This is a genomic window from Propioniciclava coleopterorum, from assembly GCF_011393335.1.
Lineage (GTDB): Bacteria > Actinomycetota > Actinomycetes > Propionibacteriales > Propionibacteriaceae > Propioniciclava > Propioniciclava coleopterorum.
This window is the reverse complement of record NZ_CP049865.1, coordinates 1,546,755-1,568,924: the sequence shown is the minus strand read 5'-3', so window position 1 is coordinate 1,568,924 and position 22,170 is coordinate 1,546,755. Positions and strand designations below refer to the sequence as shown.

Genomic DNA, 22,170 nt, shown 5'->3' with positions numbered 1-22,170 from the left:
GCGCGGAGCGTCGCTGCGCGGCGGGGGGATGGCAGGGGTCACCGTCGCGGTCCCGGCGCGGGACGGCCGCCGAGCTGGATCGGGTTCCGCTGTTCGGCCCGGAAGCCGGCCAAGGGCGAGGAACGAACGGTCTCGAACAGGACGGGCTGGTCCGTCGTCTCGACTGCCACGATCCGGGCGCGGTCCCACCGCAGCCCACCGTCGGACTGACGGGTGGTGACAGAGGCTGCGGTGCGGTCCAGAGCAGCAAGGGCCATCGTGGTCATGTCGAGGGCGTGTTTCGCGTCGGCATGGAGTGCACGACCGGCGGGCTCGCCTAGCGGCATCTGGACCCAACCGTGACGGAGAGCGGCCTCAATGGTCGTTGGCCCGCGGTAAGCCGCTTGGGTGACTGCGGATGCAGCGATCCACAGTCGGCCGCGTCCACGCACCAGCGTGTCGAGAGCTTGGAAGTGGGCCAACGCCACGTTTCCTACCCCATGAACGCCGCGGCGCATCGTGCCCAGTAGTAGCCCCATGTCGAACCGGTCAGCCATGCGCTCGGGCGGCAACCAGTCCCGCCCCTGGCGCAGGTTGTCGGTGACCAGCTTCCGGAGCTGACGCGACGCGTGGACATGTTCGGGGTCACGGACTCCCTCCAGTCGGACCGTTTCCGGCCACGCTGCCGGCCGCCGCCAAGCGGCGTGCGCCGCTCCCAGCGCCGAGGTGGCCACGGCTGCCCGGTCTGCGTCCACAAGTCCTAGCCGGCGGGCCGCCGCGCAGACCGTTCCTGCCGTCGCGGTGAGGATCAAGGCGTCACCCGCGGCGACCTGGAGGGCCGCCTGGCTCACCCCCCGGCGCGAGCTCAGGATGTCTACCGTGGCGTGCACCCAGGTCGAGATCGCAGCGTCCAACGACTTCGACGTGACCGCGCCCACGTCCTCGTATCGGCCGCTCCGTCGTTCGGCGGGGATCATCGCGAACCGTTCCGTGCGGGCCTTGACAGCAGCCAGCACCGATCGAGGCGCCTGCAGATGGTCCCGGTCCTGCAGGAGTGGCAGGGACACCGTGGCCACGGCGTGAACGATCGAGACGACGTTGGCCTGTAAGCCCTCCAGAGCAGCCCGGTCCACATCGGTGCGCGCCGGTTTCTCGCCAACCAGCAGGTCCGCGATCAGCCCCAATCGGAGCGCCAGCTCGCCCACCGCTGGATCGGGCTTCAGGGACGCTGCTGCGGAACCGTTGTCGGCCGTGGCCTCGAGCACCCCTCGCCCGACTTGGCCCAACACCAACCGGACGGACCCCATGTCGTCCAGCCATGCCGGTTCCAGTGGCACCGCGTCCAGGACGCGGAGAGCTGCGGTCGCCAACCTGGGCCATACCGCCAGAACCTCCAGGCCGCGCTCGCCGTAGCGATTCTCGGCACGCCGGTCCTCGAGTTCCGCACACAGGTCCCAGGCGCGGGTGTGGACGTCGTCCAGCAGCATCCCGACCGTGGTGGTCATCGGGCGGCCCTCGCCCGCACCGCCTGCAGACCGGCCCACAGCGCCAGCGGAACCACCGGCCGCGCCGCGACCAATGCCTCGGACGCCGCGTCCAACGAGGCGATCGCGTCCACGCCAGGATCGACCAGCGCGGGCTCAACACGCAGATCGGCGAGCAACCCCTCCAACTCGAGGCATTCCGCCGCCAGGAACAACGACTCCCCGGACGGATCCTCTGCCGCCACGAACGCGGCCACCGCGCTCCGCACATGACCCAACGCCAAACCCAGCGCCCACGACTCATCCACGACGCCCCGTCCCTCCAGTAGCTCTCGCCAACCAGAAGTGCCGAGGAGGGGTGTTGGCGGACACCGGGCAGGACATGAGGTCTCGAGGGGAGCGGAACAAGCGCCTCAAAGTTCCCCATGAGTTCCCCGCTGAGGAACGAAAAAACCCCCTGCCCTAGTGGGAGGGGGTTTTTCGTGGTGGGCCTAACTGGACTTGAACCAGTGACCTCCGCCTTATCAGGGCGGCGCTCTAACCGTCTGAGCTATAGGCCCGCGCGTGCTGGACGCAGAGCAGAACGTTACCGCCTCGGAGCCCCACCCTCAAAATCCGACCTCCCGGCGGCTGCGTGGTGGGCTCGCCGTGGGGACCGAACGGCGTCCGCCTAGGGTGGACGCATGCGCGTGGCACTCTTCGACTTCGACGGCACCCTCGTGGACAGCGGCCCGACCGTGATCGGCGCGGCCAAGGAGGCCCTGACACGGCTCGGCTTCCCCGTCCCGGACGACCAGGCCCTCAAGGGGTTCGTCGGTCCCCCGCTGCTCACCGGGATCACCCAGGTGCTCGGGGTCCCGGTGGACCGTGCCGTGGAGTTCCGCGACACCTACCGCGGCATCTACGTCGAGACCATGACCCAGGCGCCGCTGTACCCCGGCATCGAGGACCTGCTGAGGCACCTCACCGAGGACGGCTGGACGCTCGCCGTGGCCACCTCCAAGCGCGAGGACCTCGCGGCCCGCATCGCCGAGGCCAAGGGCATCGCCGGCTACTTCGCGGCGATCGCCGGCGCCGACATCACCGAGGAGAACGCCGGCAAGGGCTGGGTGATCGGGCGGGCGCTCGGCCTGCTCAAGGACCAGGGAGTGGACGCCGAGGGCGCGATCATGGTCGGCGACCGCCTGCACGACGTGAAGGGCGCCACTGACCAGGGGCTGCGCAGCGTCTTCGTGACCTGGGGGTACGGCCCTCTCGCCGAGGGGCGGGACGCCGCGGCGATCGCCCACAACCCCACCCAGCTGGGCGGCTTCCTCGCCGAACTCGCCGCCTGAGCGACCCGACACCGGCCGCGCGCAGCGAAGGCGACCAACGCCGACGCGTGTCGTTCTGGTGCCACCAGTGCCGCACCGCCGAGTCACGACAAGGGGTTCGACTCCCCAACGGCGCGTCTCGGGGCACCAGAACGACAGGGCGCAGGCCGCAGAGCTCCAAACCCGGGCCCGGCGTTGACCAAGACGGAGTCACCGAGCGGGGATCGCAGTCCGAGTCCCGCCTGAGCGAGCCGGACACCCACCGCGGCTCGCGGGTCGGCGCCCAGACAGCAGAAAGGCCGGCCCCCAGAGGGGGCCGGCCTTCGTGCGCGAGTATCAGTCCTCGGCGAGCGTGAGCTCCAGGCCGCCGAGGATGTTGGCGGAGAGGTTGTAGAGGAACGCGAAGATCGTGCCCAGCGCGGTCAGGATCACCACGTTGATCACGGCGAACAGCGCGGTGAACCCCATCACCTTGTTGGTGTTGACGAAGTCCTCCAACCGGACGCTGGTCTGGTCCTGGTCAGAGGACAACAGCATCGTGAGCGCCTGGTTGATCGCCTCGAACATGCCCGAGGCGCCCATCAGGGTCCACACGATGTACACCGCGACGGACATCATGATCCCCAGCGCGATCGAGAACAGGAACGAGGTCTTCATCACCGACCACGGGTCCACGCGCGAGATGCGCAGGCGGGCCCGCCGCGTCCGGGTGCTGGGGCGCACGCGACCATCCGGCTCGGACGCCGACGCCTGCTTGGCGGGCGCCAGGGTCAAGCCCGACGTGGTGCGCTGCTGGGTGTCAGTCACCGCTGTCCTCCTCATCGTCGCCCTCGCTGACGACTGGGTCAACGGTAGCCGCTTCGGCGTCGATCGGCGTCACACCCTCGGATGAGTCGGACGCTTCCACGACCTCCCCCTCCACGACGTCGCCCACGACGTCCCCCACGACCGAGCCCTCGACGACCTCACCCTCGGCGGCGGCCTCGGCCAGCACCGCGGTCTCGGGGTAGAGCGCGATCACGGTGACGGAATCACCGTTGGACAGCCCCACGAACTTCACGCCCATGGTGTCGCGGCCCTTCGACGGCACGTCCTGCACGGACGAGCGGATCACCTGACCGGACTGCTTGATCGCGATGACCTCGTCGGTCTCGCTGACGACCAGGCCGCCCACCAGGGACCCGCGGTCCTCGTTGAGCTTCATGGCCTTGATGCCCAGGCCGCCGCGGCCCTGCATGCGGTACTCGCTCACGGCCGTCCGCTTGGCGAACCCACCGTCGGTCACGGTGAACACGAAGCGGTCGTCCTCGGGCATGTCGGCGTCGATCACGGACATGCTCAGCAGTTCGTCGCCGGCGCGGAACTTCATGCCCGTCACGCCGGACGTCGCCCGCCCCATCGGACGCAGCTGCTCGTCCGAAGCCGGGAACCGGATGGCCTGGCCCTTCTTCGAGATCAGCAGCAGGTCGTCGGACGCCGACGCGACGCCGGCCCCGATCAGCTCGTCGTCCTCGTCGCGGAAGTTGATCGCGATCAGGCCGGCCTGCCGCGAGCTGTCGTAGGCGCTCAGGTCGGTCTTCTTGACCAGGCCCTTCTTCGTCGCGAGCAGCAGGTACGGCTTGTCGGCGTAGGACCGGATGGTCAGGACGCCGGCGATCTTCTCCTCGGGCAGGAAGCTCATCAGGCCGGCGACGTGGCCGCCCTTGGCGTCCCGCGACGACTCGGGCAGCTGCCAGACCTTGGCCCGGTACACCCGGCCGAAGTTGGTGAAGAACAGCAGCCAGTGGTGGCTGGTGGTGGTGAACAGGTGCTGCACCTCGTCGTCACTGCGCAGGGACGCCCCGCGCACGCCCTTGCCGCCGCGCTTCTGGAGCCGGTACTGGTCCGAGCGGGTCCGCTTGACGTAGCCGCCGTAGGTGATGGTGACGACCATGTCCTCGTCGGGGATGAAGTCCTCGTCGGCCATGTCGCCGTCGGCGGCGACGATCTGGGTGCGCCGCTCCTCGCCGAACCGGTCGGTGATCTCCTGCATCTCCTCGCCGATGATGGCGCGGCGCCGCTCGGGCTTGGCCAGGATGTCCTTCAGGTCGGCGATCTGCAGCTCCATGGCGGCCAGGCGGTCGATGATCGCCTGGATCTCCATCGCCGCGAGACGGCGCAGCTGCACGTTGAGGATGTACATCGCCTGCTCGTCATCGACGTCGAGCAGCTCCTTCAGCCCGTCGCGCGCCAGGTCGACGGTGCGGGACGCGCGGATCAGCGCGATGACCTCGTCGAGCATGTTGAGCGCCTTGACCAGCCCACGGTCCAGGTGCGCCTTCTTCTCCAGGTCGTCGAGGCGGAACTGCGTCCGGCGCTCGATGACCTGCATCTGGTGGCGCAGCCAGTAGCCCAGGAACTGGTCCAGGCGCAGCGTGCGCGGCACCTCGTCGACCAGGGCCAGCATGTTGCAGCCGAACGTGTCCTGCAGCGGCGTGTGCTTGTACAGGTTGTTCATCACGACGCGCGGCTGGGCGTCGCGCTTGAGCACGATCACCAAGCGCTGCCCGGTGCGCGCCGAGCTGTCGTCGCGGATGTCGGCGATGCCGGTCAGGCGCCCCGAGTTCACCAGCTCGGCGATCTTGGTCGCCAGGTTGTCCGGGTTGCACATGTGCGGCAGCTGCGTGATCACCAGCGAGGTGCGCCCCTTGGCGTCCTCCTCGACCTCGATCACCGCGCGCATCGTCACCAGGCCGCGGCCGGTGCGGTAGGCGTCCTCGATGCCCTTGCGGCCGGCGATCAGCGCGCCGTTGGGGAAGTCCGGACCCTTGATGCGCGCCATGCACGCCTCGAGGATCTCCTCCTTGGACGCCTCGGGGTTGTCCAGCATCCACTGCACGGCGTCGTTGACCTCGCGCAGGTTGTGCGGCGGGATGTTCGTCGCCATGCCGACCGCGATGCCGGTGGAGCCGTTGACGAGCAGGTTCGGGAACCGCGCCGGCAGGACGACCGGCTCGGTGTCCTTGTTGTCGTAGTTCGGCTGGAAGTCGACGGTGTTCTGGTCGATGTCGCGGACCATCTCCATGGCCAGCGGGTTCATCTTGCACTCGGTGTACCGCATGGCGGCGGCGCCGTCGTTGCCGGGCGAGCCGAAGTTGCCCTGGCCGTCGACGAGCTTGTGCCGCATCACCCACGGCTGCGCCAGGCGCACCAGGGTGTCGTAGATCGCGGTGTCGCCGTGCGGGTGGTACTTACCCATGACGTCGCCGACGACGCGCGAGCACTTGTTCCAGCCGCGGTCGGGGCGGTAGCCGCCGTCGTACATCGTGTAGATGACGCGGCGGTGCACCGGCTTGAGGCCGTCGCGGACGTCGGGCAGCGCCCGGCCGACGATGACGCTCATCGCGTAGTCCAGGTAGGACTTCTGGATCTCCTCGTTGAGGTCGATCTCCTCGACGCGCCCGGTCATGTGCGCGAGGTGCGCCTTGTCGGCCGCCACCTGCGCCACCGGCGACTCGCCGGCGTCGGGCGCGAAGGCGTTGTCCTTGTCGATCTCGTGGCTCACCGACTCGGGCAGGTCCGGCGGCGAGTCCGGGCTGACGGGGAGGTCCGCGTCGTCCATGGGCGGTTCGTTGGGCGTGTCGCTCACTGTGTCGTCTTCCTAACCACTGTGTCGTCTCTGACCGATGTCAGATGTCGAGGAACCGGACGTCCTTGGCGTTGCGCTGGATGAAGCTCCGGCGCTGCTCGACGTCTTCGCCCATCAGGATGCTGAACATGTCGGACGCCGCCGCGGCGTCCTCGAGGGTCACCTGCGCGAGCGTGCGCTGCGCGGGATCCATGGTGGTGTTCCACAGGTCCTCGGCGTCCATCTCGCCCAGGCCCTTGTAGCGCTGGATCGGGTTGACCTGCGGCAGCTTCTTGCCCTCGGCGAGGCCGACGTCGCGCAGTTCGTCGCGCTGCTCGTCGGAGTAGGCGAGCTGGTGCGGCGCGTTCGTCCAGCGCAGCCGGAACAGCGGCGGCTGAGCCAGGTAGACGTGACCGGCCGAGATCAGCGGACGCAGGAACCGGAACAGCAGCGTCAGCAGCAGCGTCCGGATGTGCGCGCCGTCGACGTCGGCGTCCGCCATCAGGACGATCTTGTAGTAGCGCAGGCGCTCGATGTCGAACTCGTCGGAGAACCCGGTGCCGAGCGCGTTGAAGATCGCCTCGACCTCCTTGTTGGCCAGGATGCGGTCCAGGCGCGCCTTCTCGACGTTCAGGATCTTGCCGCGGATCGGCAGGATCGCCTGCGTGCGCGGGTCGCGTCCGCCCTTGGCCGAGCCTCCGGCGGAGTCACCCTCGACGATGAACACCTCGCACTCGACGGGGTTGCGGGAGCTGCAGTCGGCCAGCTTGCCCGGCAGCGACGTCGAGCCGAGCAGCCCCTTGCGGTTGCGGGCCATGTCGCGGGCCTTGCGCGCGGCCAGCCGGGCGGTCGCGGCGGCCTGGGACTTGCGGATGATGTCCTTGCCCTCGGCGGGGTTCTTCTCGAACCAGTCGCCCAGCAGGTCGTTGACGACCTTCTGCACGAAGCTCTTGGCCTCGGTGTTGCCCAGCTTGGTCTTGGTCTGGCCCTCGAACTGCGGGTTGCCCAGCTTGACCGAGATGATCGCCGTGAGCCCCTCGCGGATGTCGTCGCCGGAGGGACGATCCTCCTTCTTCTTGATCATCCCCCACGTCTCGCCCCACCGGTTCACGGTGTTGGTCAGCGCGGCGCGGAAGCCCTCCTCGTGGGTGCCGCCCTCGTGGGTGTTGATCGTGTTGGCGAAGGTGTGGACGCCCTCGGTGAAGGAGCTGTTCCACTGCATCGCGACCTCGAGCGACAGCTCGTCGGCCTTCGACTCGGCGTCGATCGCGATGACCGTCGGGTGGATGACCTCCTTGTTGCCCGTGAGGTACTTCACGTAGTCGATGAGGCCGTCGTCGTAGCGGAACGTGATCTCAGCGGGGTGGTCGGCGGTGTCGTCGACGAACTCGTCCAGGCCGCTCTCGGCGTCCTCGGTGCTCGGGGAGCCGGCCGGACGCTCGTCGATGAGCGTGATGGACAGGCCCTTGTTCAGGAACGCCATCTCGCGGAACCGGTTGGCCAGCGTCTGCCAGTTGTAGTGCGTGGTCTCGAAGATGTCGGGCGAGGCGTAGAACGTCACGGTCGTCCCGATCTCGTCCTCGTCGGTGAGCGGGTCGAGGCGCTGCAGGTCGGCGTCCGGGACGCCGAGGGAGAACGCCTGGTGCCAGTGGTAGCCGTCGCGGTTGACGTCGACGATGAGGTGATCGGACAGCGCGTTGACCACGGACGCGCCCACGCCGTGCAGGCCGCCGGAGACCTTGTAGCCGCCCGTGCCGAACTTGCCGCCGGCGTGCAGCACCGTCAGCGCCAGCGTGACCGCCGGGATCTTCTCCTTGGGATGCAGGTCGACGGGGAAGCCGCGGCCGTTGTCGGTGACGCGGACGCCGTCGTCGGGCAGGAGCGTGACCGTGATGGTGTCGGCGTAGCCCGCCAGCGCCTCGTCGACGGAGTTGTCGACGATCTCATACACCAGGTGGTGCAGGCCGCGTTCGCCGGTGGATCCGATGTACATGCCGGGCCGCTTACGGACGGCCTCCAGGCCCTCCAGGACGGTGATGGCCGAGGCGTCGTACCTGCCCTCTTCGACCGCGGTCGTGGCCGAACCGGCCGTCCGGTGCGCGGTGCTGTTCTCTGCCGTCAAGGCGCTCTCTTCTCCCTTGGCACACGGACGCCGCACCGCGAACCGGGGGTGCGGGGGCGGCGACCACTCAACCCCTCCATTCTACCCGAGGCGGGGGGCAAACCACGACTTGACCACCGCGAATGCGGGGGGTGTCGCGCCGCGGAAGTGCCGCTCACACGCGTTTGCAGGCCGATTGGGCGTCTCCGCCCCCCGTGATCCGACCCCGGGTACGGCTCCGGGGGGTTGCAGCGCGCCCACGGCGTCCCTGCGCCCCCGCCGGTAACCGCTCCCTCACGCCGTTGTGCCCGCCGCCGGAACGGGCGTCGGGGCTGGCGCGAGCCCACCTCGGGGAATATGGTTGACGTATCAACTGTTTGGAGTGACATGAGCACGAGCACCCTGCCCGAGGCGACCCGCATGGGCGGCGTCGCCCTCGACGTGGCCGACCTGGACGCCATGACCGCCTTCTACCGCGACGTCCTGCTGCTGGACCAGATCGCCGAGCGCGGCGACCAGGTCGACCTGGGCCGCGGCTCCGACGTGCTGGTCACGCTGCGGCACCGCCCCGACCTGCCCCGCGGCGAGCGCCGGACGGCCGGGCTGTTCCACACCGCGATCCTGCACGACTCCCCCGGCGCGCTCGCGACCACGCTGGCGTCCTTCGCGCTGGCCCGCCCCGAGCTGTTCACCGGCTCGGGCGACCACCTCGTCTCCGAGGCCTTCTACCTCGACGACCCCGAGGGCAACGGCGTCGAGCTCTACCACGACCGGCCGCGCGACCAGTGGACGTGGGTCGACGGCCGCGTCCGGATGGACACCCTCTACATCGACCCGAACGGCTTCCTGCGCGACCACCTCACCCCGCAGGCCCGCGACTTCGTGGAGACCGACCCCGGCGCCCGCGCGGCGCTGCCCGCCGGCACCACGGTCGGCCACGTGCACCTCAAGGTGGGCGACACCGCCCAGGCGTTGGACTTCTACGTCGACACGCTCGGCTTCGACGTGACCGCCGAGCTACCGGGCGCCCTGTTCGTGTCCGCGGGCGGCTACCACCACCACATGGCGATGAACACCTGGCAGTCCGAGGGCGTCGGGCTCCGGACGCCGGGAATGGGCCTGGGACGCGTCGACGTCGTGCTGCCCACGGACGCCGACGTCGCCGACCTGACGGCCCGGGCACGCGCCCGCGGCGTCCAGGTGCGGACCGACGCCTCGTCCGCGGTCGAGCTCGACGATCCGTGGGGCAACCTGGTGCGGCTCAGCGCCTGAGCGGCTCAGCCGTAGGTGTCGCGCGGCCCTCGCCCCTGCACGGAGCGGGGGCCGTGCTTCCAGCTCGGGGCCCGCGGCCCGATGATCTGGACGCGCTTGATCGTCCCGTCGCCCAGCGACGCGTTCATCTTGGCGAGCAGTTGGGGCGCCATCAGGCGCAGCTGGGACGCCCACGCCGTCGAACTCGTGCGCACCACGAGCACCCGGTCGGCGTACGCCTCGGGCGCGCTGTGCTCGGCCACCATCGGGCCGACCAGCTCGGCCCACCGCCCCATCAGCAGGTGCACGTTCACCTCGGCGGACCAGCCCCGCTCCGAGATGACGCGCTCCAGCGCGTCCCCCAGCGGCATCGGGTCGCCCCGGCCGGCATCGCCCTGGCGTCCCGGACGCCGCGCGCGCGGCTTCTTCTTCCGCGGCTGCTGCACCGGGACCGCGCGTCCGGCCGCTTCGGCGATCTGCCGGGCCAGGTCGAGCCCGGTCGGCTCGAAGGCGACCTCCTCGAAGCCTTCGTCGCCCTCCCCGGGCGTCCCGGGAGCGCGCGGGTCAGTCGGGTCGGTCCCCATCCGGGCTCGCCTCCCCCTCCTGCTCGTCCTGCGCGCCGCCCTCGCCGCCCTCGCCGCTCCGTGGGGCGGGCGCCGGGCCAGCGGTCGCATCTTCAGTCTGCGCGCCGCGTCCGCCGCTCGGTGGGGCCGGCGACGGGGCTGGTGTCACGTTGTCAGTCTGCGCGGCCGCGGCGCCCGGGTCCAGCAGCGTGACCGCGCCGTCGGCGATGCCGTAGCGGCGCCCGGCCAGCGACTCCGGGACGTCGGAGGCGACCGCGGCCGTGATCAGCACCTGCTCCGCGCCGGCGATCCGCTCGGCCAGCCGCGCCCGCCGCACCTCGTCCAGCTCGGCGAAGACGTCGTCCAGGACCAGAACGGGCTCGACCCCGTCGGCGCGCAGCATCGCGTAGGCGCCCAGCCGCAGCGCCAGCGCGAACGACCACGACTCCCCGTGCGAGGCGTACCCCTTGGCGGGCAACGGCCCCAGCGACAGCACGAGATCGTCGCGGTGCGGCCCCACGAGCGTGACGCCGCGGGCGATCTCCTCCTGCCGGCGGGCGAGCATGCGCTCCCGCAGCACCGCCGCCAGGTCGTCGGGCGAGGCGTCCAGCACGGAGCCGCGGGCCGCGGGACGCGTGCGCTCCGCCCCACGAGCCGACGCCTCGGTCGCCGACCCGGATGCCGTGCCGTCGGACGCCGGCCGCTCGGACGCCATCGGGTCAGACGCCGTCGGCTCGAGCCCCTCCAGGCCAGAAGCCATCGGGTCAGACGCCATCGCGTCAGGCGCCTCGGATGCCATCGAGTGGGTCGCCCCCGGTGCGGACACCATGGGCAGCCCCTCGCCGGGTTGCGGATCCAGGCCCAGCGAGCTGGACCGGTACGCGACCCGGGCGACGTTGTTGGTGGGGGCGATGGCGAGGTAGGCCTCGGCGACCGGCTCGGCCAGGTCGACCAGGGTCTGCAGCCGCGCGTGCAGGAGTTCCCCGCCGAGGCGCGCGAGCTGCTCGTCCCACACGTCGAGGGTCGACGCCACGTCTCCGCCGACCGGTCCGCGGCGGCCGCCCAGCGACTTCAGCAGCGCCGAACGCTGCCGCAGGACGCGGTCGTAGTCGGCGCGGACCCCCGCCATCCGGGGCCACCGCTGCGTGACGAGCTCGTCGATGAACCGCCGACGATCCGACGGGTCACCCTTCACCAGCGCCAGGTCGTCGGGGGCGAACAGCACGACCCGCAGCGCCCCGAGCAGGTCGCGGGGCCGCTTGAGCGGGCCCCGGTTCAGCGACGCGCGGTTGGCCTTGCCGGCGTTGAGCTCGATCTCGAGCGCCAGCGCGCGCGGGTCGTCCAGGCCGGCCTGCACCCGCGCCCGGACGATCGCCCGCGGCGACCCGAACCGGATCAGCGGGGCGTCCGAGGCGACGCGGTGCGACCCCAGCGTGGCGAGGTACTCCACGGCCTCGACGAGGTTGGTCTTGCCCTGGCCGTTGCGTCCGGTCAGCGTCGTGACGCCGGGCCCGAACTCCAGTTCGGCGAACGGCCAGGACCGGAAGTCGGCCAGGCTGAGGTGGGTGACGAACACGCCCCGCTCACTGCGGCAGGCGCATGAGCATGATGACGTGCTTGTAGTCGGTCGACGGCTCGCCGTCGATCTCGACCAGCGGCGTCAGCAGGCAGGGCTTGCCGGGCGCGGTGAAGCCGAAGTTCACGTACGGGGTGTCGAGCGCGTTGAGGGCGTCCAGCAGGTAGTGCGGGTTGAACCCGGCCGCGTTCATGGCCAGGCCGTTGCCGGTCTCGTCCACCACGGTCGCCTCGACGGCCTCGACGGCCTGGGCCTGGTCGCCCGTCGCGGCCTCGAAGGTGATGTGGTCCTCGGCGATCATCATGCGCAGCGACGTGTTGCGCTCGGCGACCAGCGCGACGCGCTTCACCGCCGCGACGACCTCGGACGTGTTCGCCCGGACGGTGACCGCCGGCTGGACGTTCATGAGGTGGCGCACCTTGGGGAACTCGCCGTCCAGCAGGCGCGTGGTGATCTGGCGGACGCCGTTGTTGCCCTCGCCCTCGAAGCCGATCAGCCCGTCACCGGCGTCGCCGCCGGCCAGCGACAGCGAGATCTTCTCGCCGGCCGTCATGGACTTCGACGACTCCGACAGCACGCGCGCGGGCACCAGGGCGGCGGCGTCGTCGGTGCGCTTGGCGGGGTTCCACGGGAGTTCCTTCAGCGCCATCCGGTAGCGGTCGGTCGCGAGCAGCGACAGCGTGTCGCCCTCGATCTCGAGCCGGACGCCGGTGAACACGGGCAGCAGCTCGTCGCGTCCGGCCGCCACGACGACCTGGGAGACGGCCTGGGCGAACATGTCCGGCGTGATGGTGCCGGTGGACGCCGGCATCGAGGGCAGGTCGGGGTACTCGGCCACGGGCAGCAGCTGCAGCGTGAAGCGGGCGCTGCCGCAGGTGATCTCCAGCTTGGTGTCGTCGGAGGTCAGGTCGACCGGCTTGGCCGGCAGGCTGCGGGCGATGTCGGCGAGCAGCCGGCCCGAGACCAGCGCGACGCCCTCGTCCTTCACGTCGGCCGGGATGGTGACCTTCGCGGACGTCTCGTAGTCGAACGTCGACAGCACCACGTCGCCACCCGCCGCCTCGAGGCGGAGACCCGCGAGGATCGGGACGCTGGGGCGGTTCGGCAAGCTGCGGGCTACCCATTGGACGGCGTCGGCCAGAACGTCGCGCTCGACTCGAATCTTCACTGATGCTCCCAGGTCGTGGTTGGCTGCTGTCCGATCATATCCAGACCGACGGCGCGCAGCCGCCAGCATCACGGGGGAGGGGCCGTGCCCGATTCGTCGTTCGCCGCCGAACTCATCGAGACGTGGGCCCGCCGCGTCGCGATGGTGCGCCGCAGCCCCGCGCCCGCGCTGCTCGGCTGGGGCGACCTGGAGGTCGAGTGGTCGCTCCGCGCCGACGAGGCGGGCGGTTACGCGGTGGTGCGCTGGTCGCGCGGCACGGAGGTCACGCGGGCCCGGTTCGCCGCCCTGGCGGACGCGCACCGCTTCCTGCTGGTGCAGTTCGCCGCCGTCTGGCGCTCCGATCAGGGCCGGGGTGAGTGGCATCCGGAGGGCTACCCCGTCGGCGTCACCGCGCAACGCGGCCCCGCCGGCACCGAGCTGGTCGGCGTCCCGGATCGGGCGAGCTTCGCGATCGCACCGGACGCCCGCTTGTTCGCCCACGCCCGGCACTTCGACCTGCCGACGCTGTCGTCGGTGTGCCTGACGCGTCCGTGAGCCTGTTGCCCACATGTACCCACCGCCAGACTTAGGAGAGAAGGAGATGTGTAACTACTCCTTGTCATCATCACGGCTGTGGATCTCGTGGACAGCGCTCGAATGCGCCTGTCGGCTCGGCGTTTCGGCCTCGGCGATCGTGTGGAGAACTCGAAACTACACGGGGAGGATCTGTGGGTGAGCGGCGGGACTGTCTTGATGTCCACAGAACGACGGTGTTGTCCACAGGCGATCTGGGGAGAACTCGGCGGCCGGCCAACGGTGGGTGACGCGTCGGCCAGGACGCGGTGAACGGACGCCGGCGTCCCGGCCAACCCGGCGTCGGCGGGGTGACCGGTCGATGAACACGCGGCTGCGGCACAGGTCAGTCGAGTCGCTGTGGGGATGCGGCGACGCAGGGGTGGAGCGAAGCAGCGGGCACCGTCGACGAGGCTGCCGCGCGGCGGGGCGGCTAGTGGGCCGAGGCGGCCTGCTTGATCCGGTTCGTGAGCTCGGTGACCTGGTTGTAGATCGTGCGGCGCTCGGCCATCAGCTGGCGGATCTTCTTGTTGGCGTGCATGACCGTGGTGTGGTCGCGGCCGCCGAAGAGGCGTCCGATCGCCGGCAGCGAGAAGTCGGTCAGCTCGCGGCACAGGTACATCGCGATCTGCCGCGCGGTCACCAGGACGTGCGTGCGGGCGGGGCCGCACAGGTCGTCGATGGTGATGTTGAAGTAGTTGGCCGTCTGGCTCATGATCAGCGGCGGCGTGATCTGCGCCTCGACCCCCTCGGGGATCAGATCGCGCAGCACCTCCTCGGCCAGGCGCAGGTCGACCGGCTGATGGTTCAGCGACGCGAACGCCGTCACCCGGATCAGCGCGCCCTCCAGTTCGCGGATGTTCGTGGCGATCTTGCCGCCGATGAACTCCAGCACCTCGGGCGTGGCCATGAGGTGCTCGGCGGCGGCCTTCTTGCGCAGGATCGCGATCCGCGTCTCGAGGTCGGGCGGCTGGATGTCGGTCAGCAGGCCCCACTCGAACCGGCTCCGCAGCCGCGGCTCGAGCGCCTCCAGCGCCTTCGGCGGGCGATCGGAGGTCATCACGATCTGCTTCTGCGCGTTGTGGAGGGTGTTGAAGGTGTGGAAGAACTCCTCCTGGGTCTGGATCTTGCTCTCCAGGAACTGGATGTCGTCGATCAGCAGGACGTCGATGTCGCGGTAGGTGCGGCGGAACTCGACGGTGCGGTTCTCCGAGATCGCGTTGATGAAGTCGTTGGTGAGTTCCTCGGTCGAGACGTACTTCACGCGCACCTGGGGGAAGTACTGCCGCACGTAGTGGCCGATGCCGTGCAGCAGGTGGGTCTTGCCCAGCCCCGAGGGGCCGTAGATCATCAGCGGGTTGTACGACTTGCCCGGGGCCTCGGCGACGGCGACGGCCGCGGCGTGCGCGAACCGGTTCGAGCTGCCGATGACGAAGTTCTCGAACGTGTACTTGGGGTTGAGCCGGTCGCCGTTCAGGCTCGACGGCGCGACCTGCGAGGCCCCCAGCCCGTGCGAGGCGACGTCGAGGGGAAGCTCGGGTTCGGCGGTGTCGGCGTCGTTCTCGTCGGGCTCCAGCGACGCGTCGACGCTGACCGCGATGTGGATGGGCCGGCCGTAGAAGCTGGACAGCGCGTCCTCGATGAGCGCGCGGTTGCGCGAGGCGATGCGCTCACGGCTGAAGTCGTTGGGCACGGCGACCAGGAGGGTGGACTCGTGCAGGGCCAGCGGCTGTGCCGCCTTGACCCACACCTTCACCGGGGTCGGAGCCGAGGTGATGACGTGATCCCACGCTGAGGCGAGAGCGTCGTCGGCCATCGAAAATCTCTCCTCAATCCCCCGAGGGATATGTGTCCACAACCGTCGTCCACAGGTGTGGACAAGCGCGCGTCCGCGCGAAAGGCGGATCCGCATGTGCTGTTGGGGTGCCACGGTAGTCCGTGTCCACAGGGCCCGGCAAATGATGCCGGCGGATTCCACCCCCGCTCGGCGTGTCGCCTCGACTTGTCCCGTTCGGCGGCTCCGGTTTGCCCGAATCGGACGTCGCCGCGTATCGTTGGGTAGTCGTCGCCTCGACGATGCCTGTGTCCACCGTGGGCACAGTCGATCCGATCCAACCGTGATCATGAGGGAGAACAGGCGTGAGCAAGCGCACTTTCCAGCCGAGCAACCGGCGTCGCAGCCGCACCCATGGTTTCCGCCTGCGCATGCGCACCCGCGCCGGCCGCGCCATCCTGGCCGCGCGCCGTCGCAAGGGCCGCGTCCGCCTCGCCGGCTGACGCCGAACCCACCGCAGCGGTGCTGCCTCCCGAACACAGATTGCGCACCTCGGACGAGTTCCGTTCCGTGGTGCGCGATGGTGTCCGGGCGGGCCGGCACACCCTGGTGGTCCACGCGCGCCGCACCGATGACCCGCCGTCCAGGGCGGGCTTCGTCGTCTCCAAGGCCGTCGGCGACGCCGTCACCCGCAACAGGGTGAAGCGGCAGCTGAGGCACCTCGTCGCCGCGCGGCTGCCGCACACCCCGCAACCCGTCGCCGTCGTGGTGCGGGCCCTGCCGGCCGCCGCGTCCGGACGCCTCGGGCCGGACTTCGCCGCCGCGTGGGACTCCGCGCTCGGCAAGCTCGGCGTGGCGGCATGAAGTACGTCCTGATCGGCCTGCTCAAGGCCTACCGCGCGGTGATCAGCCCGTTGTACGGGGACGTGTGCAAGTACTACCCCACGTGTTCGGCCTACTCGCTGGAAGCCGTCCAGCGACACGGGGCCATCAAGGGCACCTGGCTCACCATGAGGCGCCTCGTGCGCTGCCATCCCTGGTCGCAGGGGGCTTCGACCCCGTGCCGACCACTGACGTTCAGAAGGTGCACCGTGTTTGACGGGATCCTCGGTTTTCTCGACACGATCATGCAGCCGATCTACGCCGCGATGTCGGGCATCCTGGTCGGCTTCCACTGGCTGTACAGCCACATCCTGCATCCCGACTCGGGGTGGACGTGGGCGCTGTCGATCGTCTCCCTGACCATCGTGGTCCGGATGCTGATGATCCCGCTCTTCGTGAAGCAGATCAACAGCTCGCGCCAGATGCAGCTGGTCGCGCCGAAGACGCGCGCCCTGCAGGAGAAGTACGGCAACGACCGCGAGAAGTACGGCCAAGAGGTCATGAAGCTGTACCAGGAGGAGGGCGTCAACCCGGCCGCCTCCTGCCTGCCTCTGCTGATCCAGATGCCGATCTTCCTGGGCCTGTTCTACGTGCTGAACGGCGCGGCGCACGGCCAGCCCAAGGGCTACTTCTTCGAGCAGGCCCCGCACCTGGCCAGCTCGCTGCAGCACGCGCAGATCTTCGGCGCGGAGATCTCGGCGACGCTGGCCGTGAACGGCCTCACCAACTTCAACTCGACGTTCTTCGTCGCGGTGGTCCTCATCATCGGCATGACGGCGACGCTGTTCATCACGCAGCTGCAGTTGCTCCGCAAGAACATGCCGCCCGAGGCGCTGACCGGCCCGATGGCGCAGCAGCAGAAGATGATGCTCTACATCTTCCCGGCCATCTACCTGTTCACCGGCGTGAACTTCCCCATCGGCGTCATGATCTACTGGCTCGCCTCGAACCTGTGGACGCTGGGCCAGCAGTACATCCTGATCCACAACAACCCCACGCCCGGCACGCCCGCGTTCATCGACTGGGAGGAGCGCACGCGCGCCAAGGGCAAGGATCCCGACAAGATCATGGCCGAGCGCCGCGCGAAGATGCGCCGCAAGAAGGGCCCCGCCGTCGCCGGCGATCCCACCAAGGTGGCCCGCCAGAACACCTCCTCGACGACGTCGAAGGAGTCCACGAGCACCGACCAGCCGGGCGCGTCCGCGCCCACGAATGAGTCGGGGAAGCAGCGGATCCAGCGGCAGCAGCCGAACAAGGGATCGCGCGCCAACCGCAAGCAGGCACGGCCCGGCCAGTAGGGCTGGCCCCCACGAGGAAGTGACAACCATGAGTGAGGATGTGCAGACCGCATCGCAGGTCGACGCCGACGTCGAGGTGACCGAGGTCGAGGCCGCCGAGGCCGCATCGTCGGACGCCGAGGTCGAGGTCCCCCACGCCGAGGGCACCGAGGCCGAGGCCACCGACGGTGAGCGCTCGGAGCAGGCAGCCGAGGCTGCGGAGGGCGACGAGGAGGAGCCGGCCGAAGGCTCCGCGCCCCGGGTCAGCAAGCGCGAGGAGTCCCTCAACAACGAGGGCGAGATCGCCGCGGACTACCTCGAGGAGCTCCTCGACATCGCGGATCTGGACGGCGACATCGACACCTTCAACGAGTCGGGCCGGGCGCACGTCTCGGTGATCACCGATTCGGAGGTGCTCGTCGGCAAGGACGGTGAGGTGCTGGACGCCCTGCAGGAGCTCGCGCGCCTGGCCGTGATGACCGAGACCGGTCACCGCAGCCGCCTGATGCTCGACATCGCGGGCTACCGGGACAAGCAGCGCCGTTCGCTGCAGGACCTGGCCGCCGACGCCATCTCCGAGGTGGAGAGCACCGGCGAGCCGGTCCGGCTCTCCCCCATGAACCCCTACCAGCGCAAGATCGTTCACGACGCGGTCGCCGCCGCCGGGCTCTCCAGCGAGTCCGAGGGCGAGGAGCCCCGCCGGCGCGTCGTCGTGCTGCCCAAGGGCTGACGCCGTGGAGACCCCGCCCATCGCGGGCGCGCTGTTCGGTGAGGACCTCGGCCGCGCCGAGGCCTACGCCGAGCTGCTCGCCACGCGGGGGCGGAGTGGGGCCTGATCGGCCCCCGCGAGGTGGAGCGCGTCTGGGAGCGGCACGTCCTCAACAGCCTGGCCGTCTCGCCGCAGGTGCCGGCCGACGCCACGGTCGTCGACGTGGGCAGCGGCGCCGGCCTGCCGGGCATCCCGCTCGCCCTGGCCCGACCCGACCTGCGCGTGACGCTGCTCGAACCGCTGCAGCGCCGCGCCACCTTCCTCGGCGGCGTGGTGGAGGAACTGGCGCTCTCCGACCGCGTGACCGTGATCCGCGGCCGCGCCGCGGAGGCCTCGGACAGGGATCCGCTCGTGCACCACGGCAGCTACGACGTCGTGACGTCCCGCGCCGTGGCCGCACTCCCCCGACTCGTGCAGTGGTGCGAACCGCTGATGGCGCCCGAGGGCCGGATCGTCGCGCTCAAGGGATCCTCGGCCGAGCAGGAGGTCGAGGAGGCCCGCGGCGCCCTGCGCAAGCGCGGGCTCGTCGCCGAGGTCCGGGACGAGCGCGCCTACCCGGACGCCGACCCTACCTGGCTGGTCATCTGCCACCGGATCGCGGACTGAGCTGAGCCCACACGAGGGTGATCCCGCTCGCGTCCGCGGAGGATCTTGGTCTCCTGGGGCGGCGTCAGGCCAGCCGCATCGTGATCCCGAGGGCGGCGTCCCGCAGCCCTGTGCCCGAGGTGGCCGTCGCGACCCGACCCATCACCCGCGAGGCGCGGGCGATCGCGGTGTCGGGCAGGCGCCGCCTGCGGTCGTAGCGCCGGAGCGCCAGCGGGACGGGGTGGCGGGCCAACTCCTCACCGAGGACGACCGCGTCGACGATCGCCTCGCAGGCGCCACGCCCCAGGTTGGGCGACATGGCGTGGGCGGCGTCCCCCAGCAGCGCCACGCGACCCCGGACGTAGGCGGGCAGCCGCGGGGTCTCGAGAAGCTCGTGCACCAGCATGGACTCCTCGTCCACACGGCGCAGGACGTCCTGGACCGCGGGATGCCAGCCCCGGTAGCGGGTTCTGAGGGCCTCCAGGGAGGGGTCCGCGGCGGCGGGCGTTCGGACGGCGGCGAACCAGTTGGTCAGCCCGCCGTCGCGCGGCGTGATGCCGAACAGCGCCCCCGGCCCCCACGACTCCGACGTCGTGGCGGCTTCCCCGGGAACCCAGCCCCGCCAGGCGGTCATCCGGAGCGATCGCGGGGCTGACCGTTCGCCGAACAGCGATGCTCGCGTCCGGCTCCCTATGCCGTCCGCCCCGATGATCACGTCGTGCTCAGCGAGGTCGGCGAGCGGCGGAGCGGGCTCTCCCAGGCGGAGGACGCCCGGGGGAAGCGCCTCGGCGAGCACCCTGGTGAGCTCCGGGCGGGAGATCAGCAGGACGGCGGCACGACCCGAGCCGGCGCGGCCCAGCACAGTGCCGTCCCAACGACGGATCTCCCCGGCGCGCTGCTCCACGCCGATGGCGGCGAGGGCCTGCTCGACGCCGATCCGCGCGAGCGCCCGACGGGCAGGCAGCCACAGCCCGAGCGCCGTCCCGGTGGCGGGAAGCCCCGGGGAACGCTCGTACACCGTGACGTGCCACCCGGCGCGCACCAGGGTGTTGGCCGTAGTCAGCCCGCCGATCCCGCCGCCGATCACGGCTGCACTCTGTGCCTTCATGCGGCGAGACTACTACTGGTGTAGTGAAGAACACTACTGATGTAGTGTTGTCCCATGGTGAGCGATCGACGCGAGCGGGTCGTGGATGCCGCGTTGGTGCTGATCGGCCGCGACGGCATGCGCGCGCTGACGCACCGCCGCGTGGACGCCGAGGCGGGCGTCCCGCTGGGGACCACCTCGAACCATTTCCGGACGCGCCGGGCGCTGCTGGAGGGCACGCTGGGGCGCCTCGTGGAGCGCGACAAGGAGAGCGTTCGCGCGTTGGGGGGCGCCGACCCGCGTTCGGTCGACGATCTCGCCACGATGATGCTCCGCTACGTGGAGCGCTCGGTCACGGTGAACCGCGCGCTGACGCGCGCGCGGTACGCGATGTTCGTGGAACTCGCGGACGACGAGCGGCTCGGCGGTCTCGTGCTGGCCGGACGCGAGGACCTGACGGCCCTGGGCTCAGCGCTGCTGGGCGCGGCGCTCGGAGTCGCCTCGCAGGGGGAACTGCGTCCGCGCGCGGCCGCCACGGTGATGGCGACCGTCGAGGGGATGATCCTGCACCGGTTGACCGGCAGCGAGGCCTCCCCCGACGACCATGCGACGCTCCGCTCCCTGCTCGCGTCCATGGAGGCTTCGACGGCCCCGCGGTGACTGGTCGCCGTCAGGGCGCCCTCGACTCCCCTGCACGGGACCTGATCGCCGTCGGCCAGGGCTCGATCCCGCCCATGACAACTCCCCGCACCGACGTGCCGGTCGCACGCCGTCAAAGTCATATAACGGTATGTCGACAACGCTATATACACGTAAAACAATCTAACGTCTCGGCGAGCGTCGTCTTATCGCTGCTCTCGATGGCGGCACGCTTCGCCCTGACCTACGGGAGGACGGGTGCCCGCGGACGACGGCGGCTGTGGGGCGGTCCGACCAGCCACGGCGTAGGTGAACGAGACGTGTGCTCGCTGCGCCAACTGGCCCGCAGCTCCGAGCCGGGTGGAGACGGAACCGCTGCGGGTGGCTGGCAGTGCCAGGCCCGCTCCCCTGTGGAACCGTGTGGAGCCGACGTCCTCCCCCGGGAGCGCAAGGGCCATCCTCTTGCGCTCCCCCGGTGCGGGCAGGACGACCGCCGTACTTGGGTGGATGTGCGTGACGGGGGCCGGGAGCGCCGGGCCGGCTGTGGAGGGTCGAGATATGTGGCACGCCCGGGAAGGCGGATGTGTGTCGGGTCGGACGGAGCGATATCCTGAGCGGGCTCGTTCGACAAGGAGGCCGTGTGGACCCGACAAGCAGCGATGTGAGCGCGACGGAGCCGTCGTCGATGGACCTGCCACCGCTGGAGCGTCCGGACGACCTGGCGGATGTTTCACGTGAAACGCCGTCGCTCCCCCAGCCGGATGCCCCACGCATCATGGTCGTGGCGAATCAGAAGGGCGGGGTGGGAAAGACCACCACGGCTGTCAATATCGCCGCGGGCCTCGCCCAAGGCGGGCTCCGCGTCCTACTGATCGACGTGGATCCCCAGGGCAACGCCTCCACGGCCCTCAACGTGCCGCACGACGAGGGCACGGTCGGCACCTACGAGGTCCTTGTGGATCAACTGCCGCTGATTGATGCCGTCGCGCGATGCCCGGAGGTGCCGGGTCTTTGGGTCTTGCCCGCGACCATCGACCTCGCCGGCGCGGAGATCGGCCTCGTGGCGGCCGTTTCACGTGAAACACGCCTCAGGTCCGCCCTGGACGCCTTCTTCGACGACTACTACGTCGACTACGTCCTCATCGACTGCCCGCCGTCGCTGGGACTGCTTACCCTGAACGCCCTCGTGGCCGCCCACGAGATTCTGATCCCCATCCAGTGCGAGTACTACGCGCTCGAAGGCGTGACGCAGCTCCTGAGGACCATCGACCTGGTGAAGGGCCGACTCAACGACGGGCTCATGCTCTCGACCGTCATCCTGACCATGTTCGATGGCCGGACCAAGCTCGCGTCGCAGGTGGCCGACGAGGTTCGGCGCCACTTCGCCCGCGAGACGCTCGAAACGGTGATCCCGCGGTCGGTCCGCGTCGCGGAAGCGCCGTCCTTCGGGCAGACCGTCCTGACCTACCAGTACGCATCCGTGGGCGCACAGGCCTACGTGAAGGCGGCGGGGGAGATCGCCGAACGCGGCGTGACCCCCACCATCTGACCCGCCGGCCGCAC

The 22,170-nt window shown here is 70.2% G+C and carries 18 protein-coding genes, 1 tRNA gene and 2 pseudogenes; 10 read left to right on the top strand and 11 right to left on the bottom strand.

Annotation, left to right across the window (positions count from 1 at the left end):
* Window positions 1–38 precede the first annotated feature (38 nt).
* The 3 genes from G7070_RS07570 to G7070_RS07560 all read right to left on the bottom strand — a co-directional run bounded on the left by G7070_RS07570 (window position 39) and on the right by G7070_RS07560 (window position 2,023).
* Window positions 39–1,484 (bottom strand): hypothetical protein, encoded by a 1,446-nt coding sequence (locus tag G7070_RS07570; RefSeq protein ID WP_166233237.1) that lies wholly within the window; start codon window positions 1,482–1,484, stop codon window positions 39–41.
* On the bottom strand, window positions 1,481–1,771 hold the full coding sequence (locus tag G7070_RS07565) for a hypothetical protein (RefSeq protein ID WP_166233236.1): 291 nt from the start codon (window positions 1,769–1,771) through the stop codon (window positions 1,481–1,483). The genes G7070_RS07570 and G7070_RS07565 overlap by 4 nt, the downstream gene beginning before the upstream one ends.
* Window positions 1,772–1,946: 175 nt before the next feature.
* A tRNA-Ile gene (locus tag G7070_RS07560) sits at window positions 1,947–2,023 on the bottom strand.
* 123 nt (window positions 2,024–2,146) lie between these two features.
* Here G7070_RS07560 and G7070_RS07555 point away from each other — a divergent pair.
* On the top strand, window positions 2,147–2,797 hold the full coding sequence (locus G7070_RS07555) for an HAD hydrolase-like protein (protein ID WP_166233235.1): 651 nt from the start codon (window positions 2,147–2,149) through the stop codon (window positions 2,795–2,797).
* 315 nt (window positions 2,798–3,112) lie between these two features.
* Here the strand turns inward: G7070_RS07555 and G7070_RS07550 are convergent, their stop codons facing one another.
* The 3 genes from G7070_RS07550 to gyrB form a co-directional block, all read right to left on the bottom strand.
* Window positions 3,113–3,583 (bottom strand): DUF3566 domain-containing protein, encoded by a 471-nt coding sequence (locus tag G7070_RS07550; protein WP_166233234.1) that lies wholly within the window; start codon window positions 3,581–3,583, stop codon window positions 3,113–3,115.
* The gene (gene gyrA / locus G7070_RS07545) at window positions 3,576–6,224 is read right to left on the bottom strand and encodes a DNA gyrase subunit A (RefSeq protein WP_166235090.1); all 2,649 of its coding nucleotides are present in this window, start codon (window positions 6,222–6,224) and stop codon (window positions 3,576–3,578) included. The genes G7070_RS07550 and gyrA overlap by 8 nt, the downstream gene beginning before the upstream one ends.
* A gap of 220 nt (window positions 6,225–6,444) precedes the next feature.
* Window positions 6,445–8,505: a DNA topoisomerase (ATP-hydrolyzing) subunit B gene (gene gyrB / locus G7070_RS07540; protein ID WP_206080014.1), complete on the bottom strand. Its 2,061-nt coding sequence runs from the start codon at window positions 8,503–8,505 to the stop codon at window positions 6,445–6,447.
* A 366-nt stretch (window positions 8,506–8,871) separates the two neighbouring features.
* Between gyrB and G7070_RS07535 the strand changes: the two genes are divergently transcribed.
* Entirely contained in the window at window positions 8,872–9,756 is an 885-nt protein-coding gene (locus tag G7070_RS07535) for a VOC family protein (protein ID WP_166233232.1), read from the top strand.
* 5 nt (window positions 9,757–9,761) lie between these two features.
* Here G7070_RS07535 and G7070_RS07530 read toward each other — a convergent pair whose 3' ends face one another.
* From G7070_RS07530 to dnaN, 3 genes and pseudogenes are all read right to left on the bottom strand, one after another.
* Complete coding sequence (locus G7070_RS07530) at window positions 9,762–10,319, bottom strand: DciA family protein (RefSeq protein ID WP_166233231.1); 558 nt, start codon at window positions 10,317–10,319, stop codon at window positions 9,762–9,764.
* A 190-nt stretch (window positions 10,320–10,509) separates the two neighbouring features.
* Window positions 10,510–11,874, bottom strand: a pseudogene (locus G7070_RS07525) (DNA replication/repair protein RecF); the annotation flags it as partial.
* A gap of 7 nt (window positions 11,875–11,881) precedes the next feature.
* A complete protein-coding gene (dnaN, locus tag G7070_RS07520; protein ID WP_206080013.1) occupies window positions 11,882–13,042 on the bottom strand; it encodes a DNA polymerase III subunit beta in 1,161 nt (386 codons plus the stop codon).
* An 84-nt stretch (window positions 13,043–13,126) separates the two neighbouring features.
* Here dnaN and G7070_RS07515 point away from each other — a divergent pair, with 84 nt between their 5' ends.
* Window positions 13,127–13,576: an Imm61 family immunity protein gene (locus G7070_RS07515; protein ID WP_166233228.1), complete on the top strand. Its 450-nt coding sequence runs from the start codon at window positions 13,127–13,129 to the stop codon at window positions 13,574–13,576.
* A gap of 451 nt (window positions 13,577–14,027) precedes the next feature.
* On the opposite strand, the gene dnaA is transcribed toward G7070_RS07515, so the two are convergent.
* On the bottom strand, window positions 14,028–15,410 hold the full coding sequence (dnaA, locus tag G7070_RS07510; RefSeq protein ID WP_166233227.1) for a chromosomal replication initiator protein DnaA: 1,383 nt from the start codon (window positions 15,408–15,410) through the stop codon (window positions 14,028–14,030).
* Window positions 15,411–15,733: 323 nt separating this feature from the next.
* On the opposite strand from dnaA, the gene rpmH reads away from it, so the two are divergent.
* The 5 genes and pseudogenes from rpmH (at window position 15,734) to rsmG (ending at window position 18,902) form a co-directional block, all read left to right on the top strand.
* Window positions 15,734–15,871, top strand: coding sequence for a 50S ribosomal protein L34 (gene rpmH, locus G7070_RS07505; protein WP_166233226.1), 138 nt, complete (start codon window positions 15,734–15,736; stop codon window positions 15,869–15,871).
* A gap of 19 nt (window positions 15,872–15,890) precedes the next feature.
* On the top strand, window positions 15,891–16,232 hold the full coding sequence (gene rnpA / locus G7070_RS07500) for a ribonuclease P protein component (protein WP_166233225.1): 342 nt from the start codon (window positions 15,891–15,893) through the stop codon (window positions 16,230–16,232).
* Window positions 16,229–17,548, top strand: coding sequence for a membrane protein insertase YidC (gene yidC / locus G7070_RS07495; protein WP_166233224.1), 1,320 nt, complete (start codon window positions 16,229–16,231; stop codon window positions 17,546–17,548). Before rnpA ends, yidC begins: the two co-directional genes overlap by 4 nt.
* 28 nt (window positions 17,549–17,576) lie before the next feature.
* Window positions 17,577–18,257 (top strand): Jag family protein, encoded by a 681-nt coding sequence (locus G7070_RS07490; RefSeq protein WP_166233223.1) that lies wholly within the window; start codon window positions 17,577–17,579, stop codon window positions 18,255–18,257.
* A 4-nt stretch (window positions 18,258–18,261) separates the two neighbouring features.
* Window positions 18,262–18,902 (top strand): annotated as a pseudogene (gene rsmG, locus G7070_RS07485) (16S rRNA (guanine(527)-N(7))-methyltransferase RsmG).
* 64 nt (window positions 18,903–18,966) lie between these two features.
* On the opposite strand, the gene G7070_RS07480 reads toward rsmG, so the two are convergent.
* A complete protein-coding gene (locus G7070_RS07480) occupies window positions 18,967–19,989 on the bottom strand; it encodes an FAD-dependent oxidoreductase (RefSeq protein ID WP_166233222.1) in 1,023 nt (340 codons plus the stop codon).
* A gap of 54 nt (window positions 19,990–20,043) precedes the next feature.
* On the opposite strand from G7070_RS07480, the gene G7070_RS07475 reads away from it, so the two are divergent.
* Together G7070_RS07475 and G7070_RS07470 are read left to right on the top strand one after the other, a co-directional pair.
* The gene (locus G7070_RS07475; RefSeq protein WP_206080011.1) at window positions 20,044–20,628 is read left to right on the top strand and encodes a TetR/AcrR family transcriptional regulator; all 585 of its coding nucleotides are present in this window, start codon (window positions 20,044–20,046) and stop codon (window positions 20,626–20,628) included.
* A 664-nt stretch (window positions 20,629–21,292) separates the two neighbouring features.
* Window positions 21,293–22,156, top strand: coding sequence for a ParA family protein (locus tag G7070_RS07470; protein ID WP_166235086.1), 864 nt, complete (start codon window positions 21,293–21,295; stop codon window positions 22,154–22,156).
* Window positions 22,157–22,170: the final 14 nt, after the last annotated feature.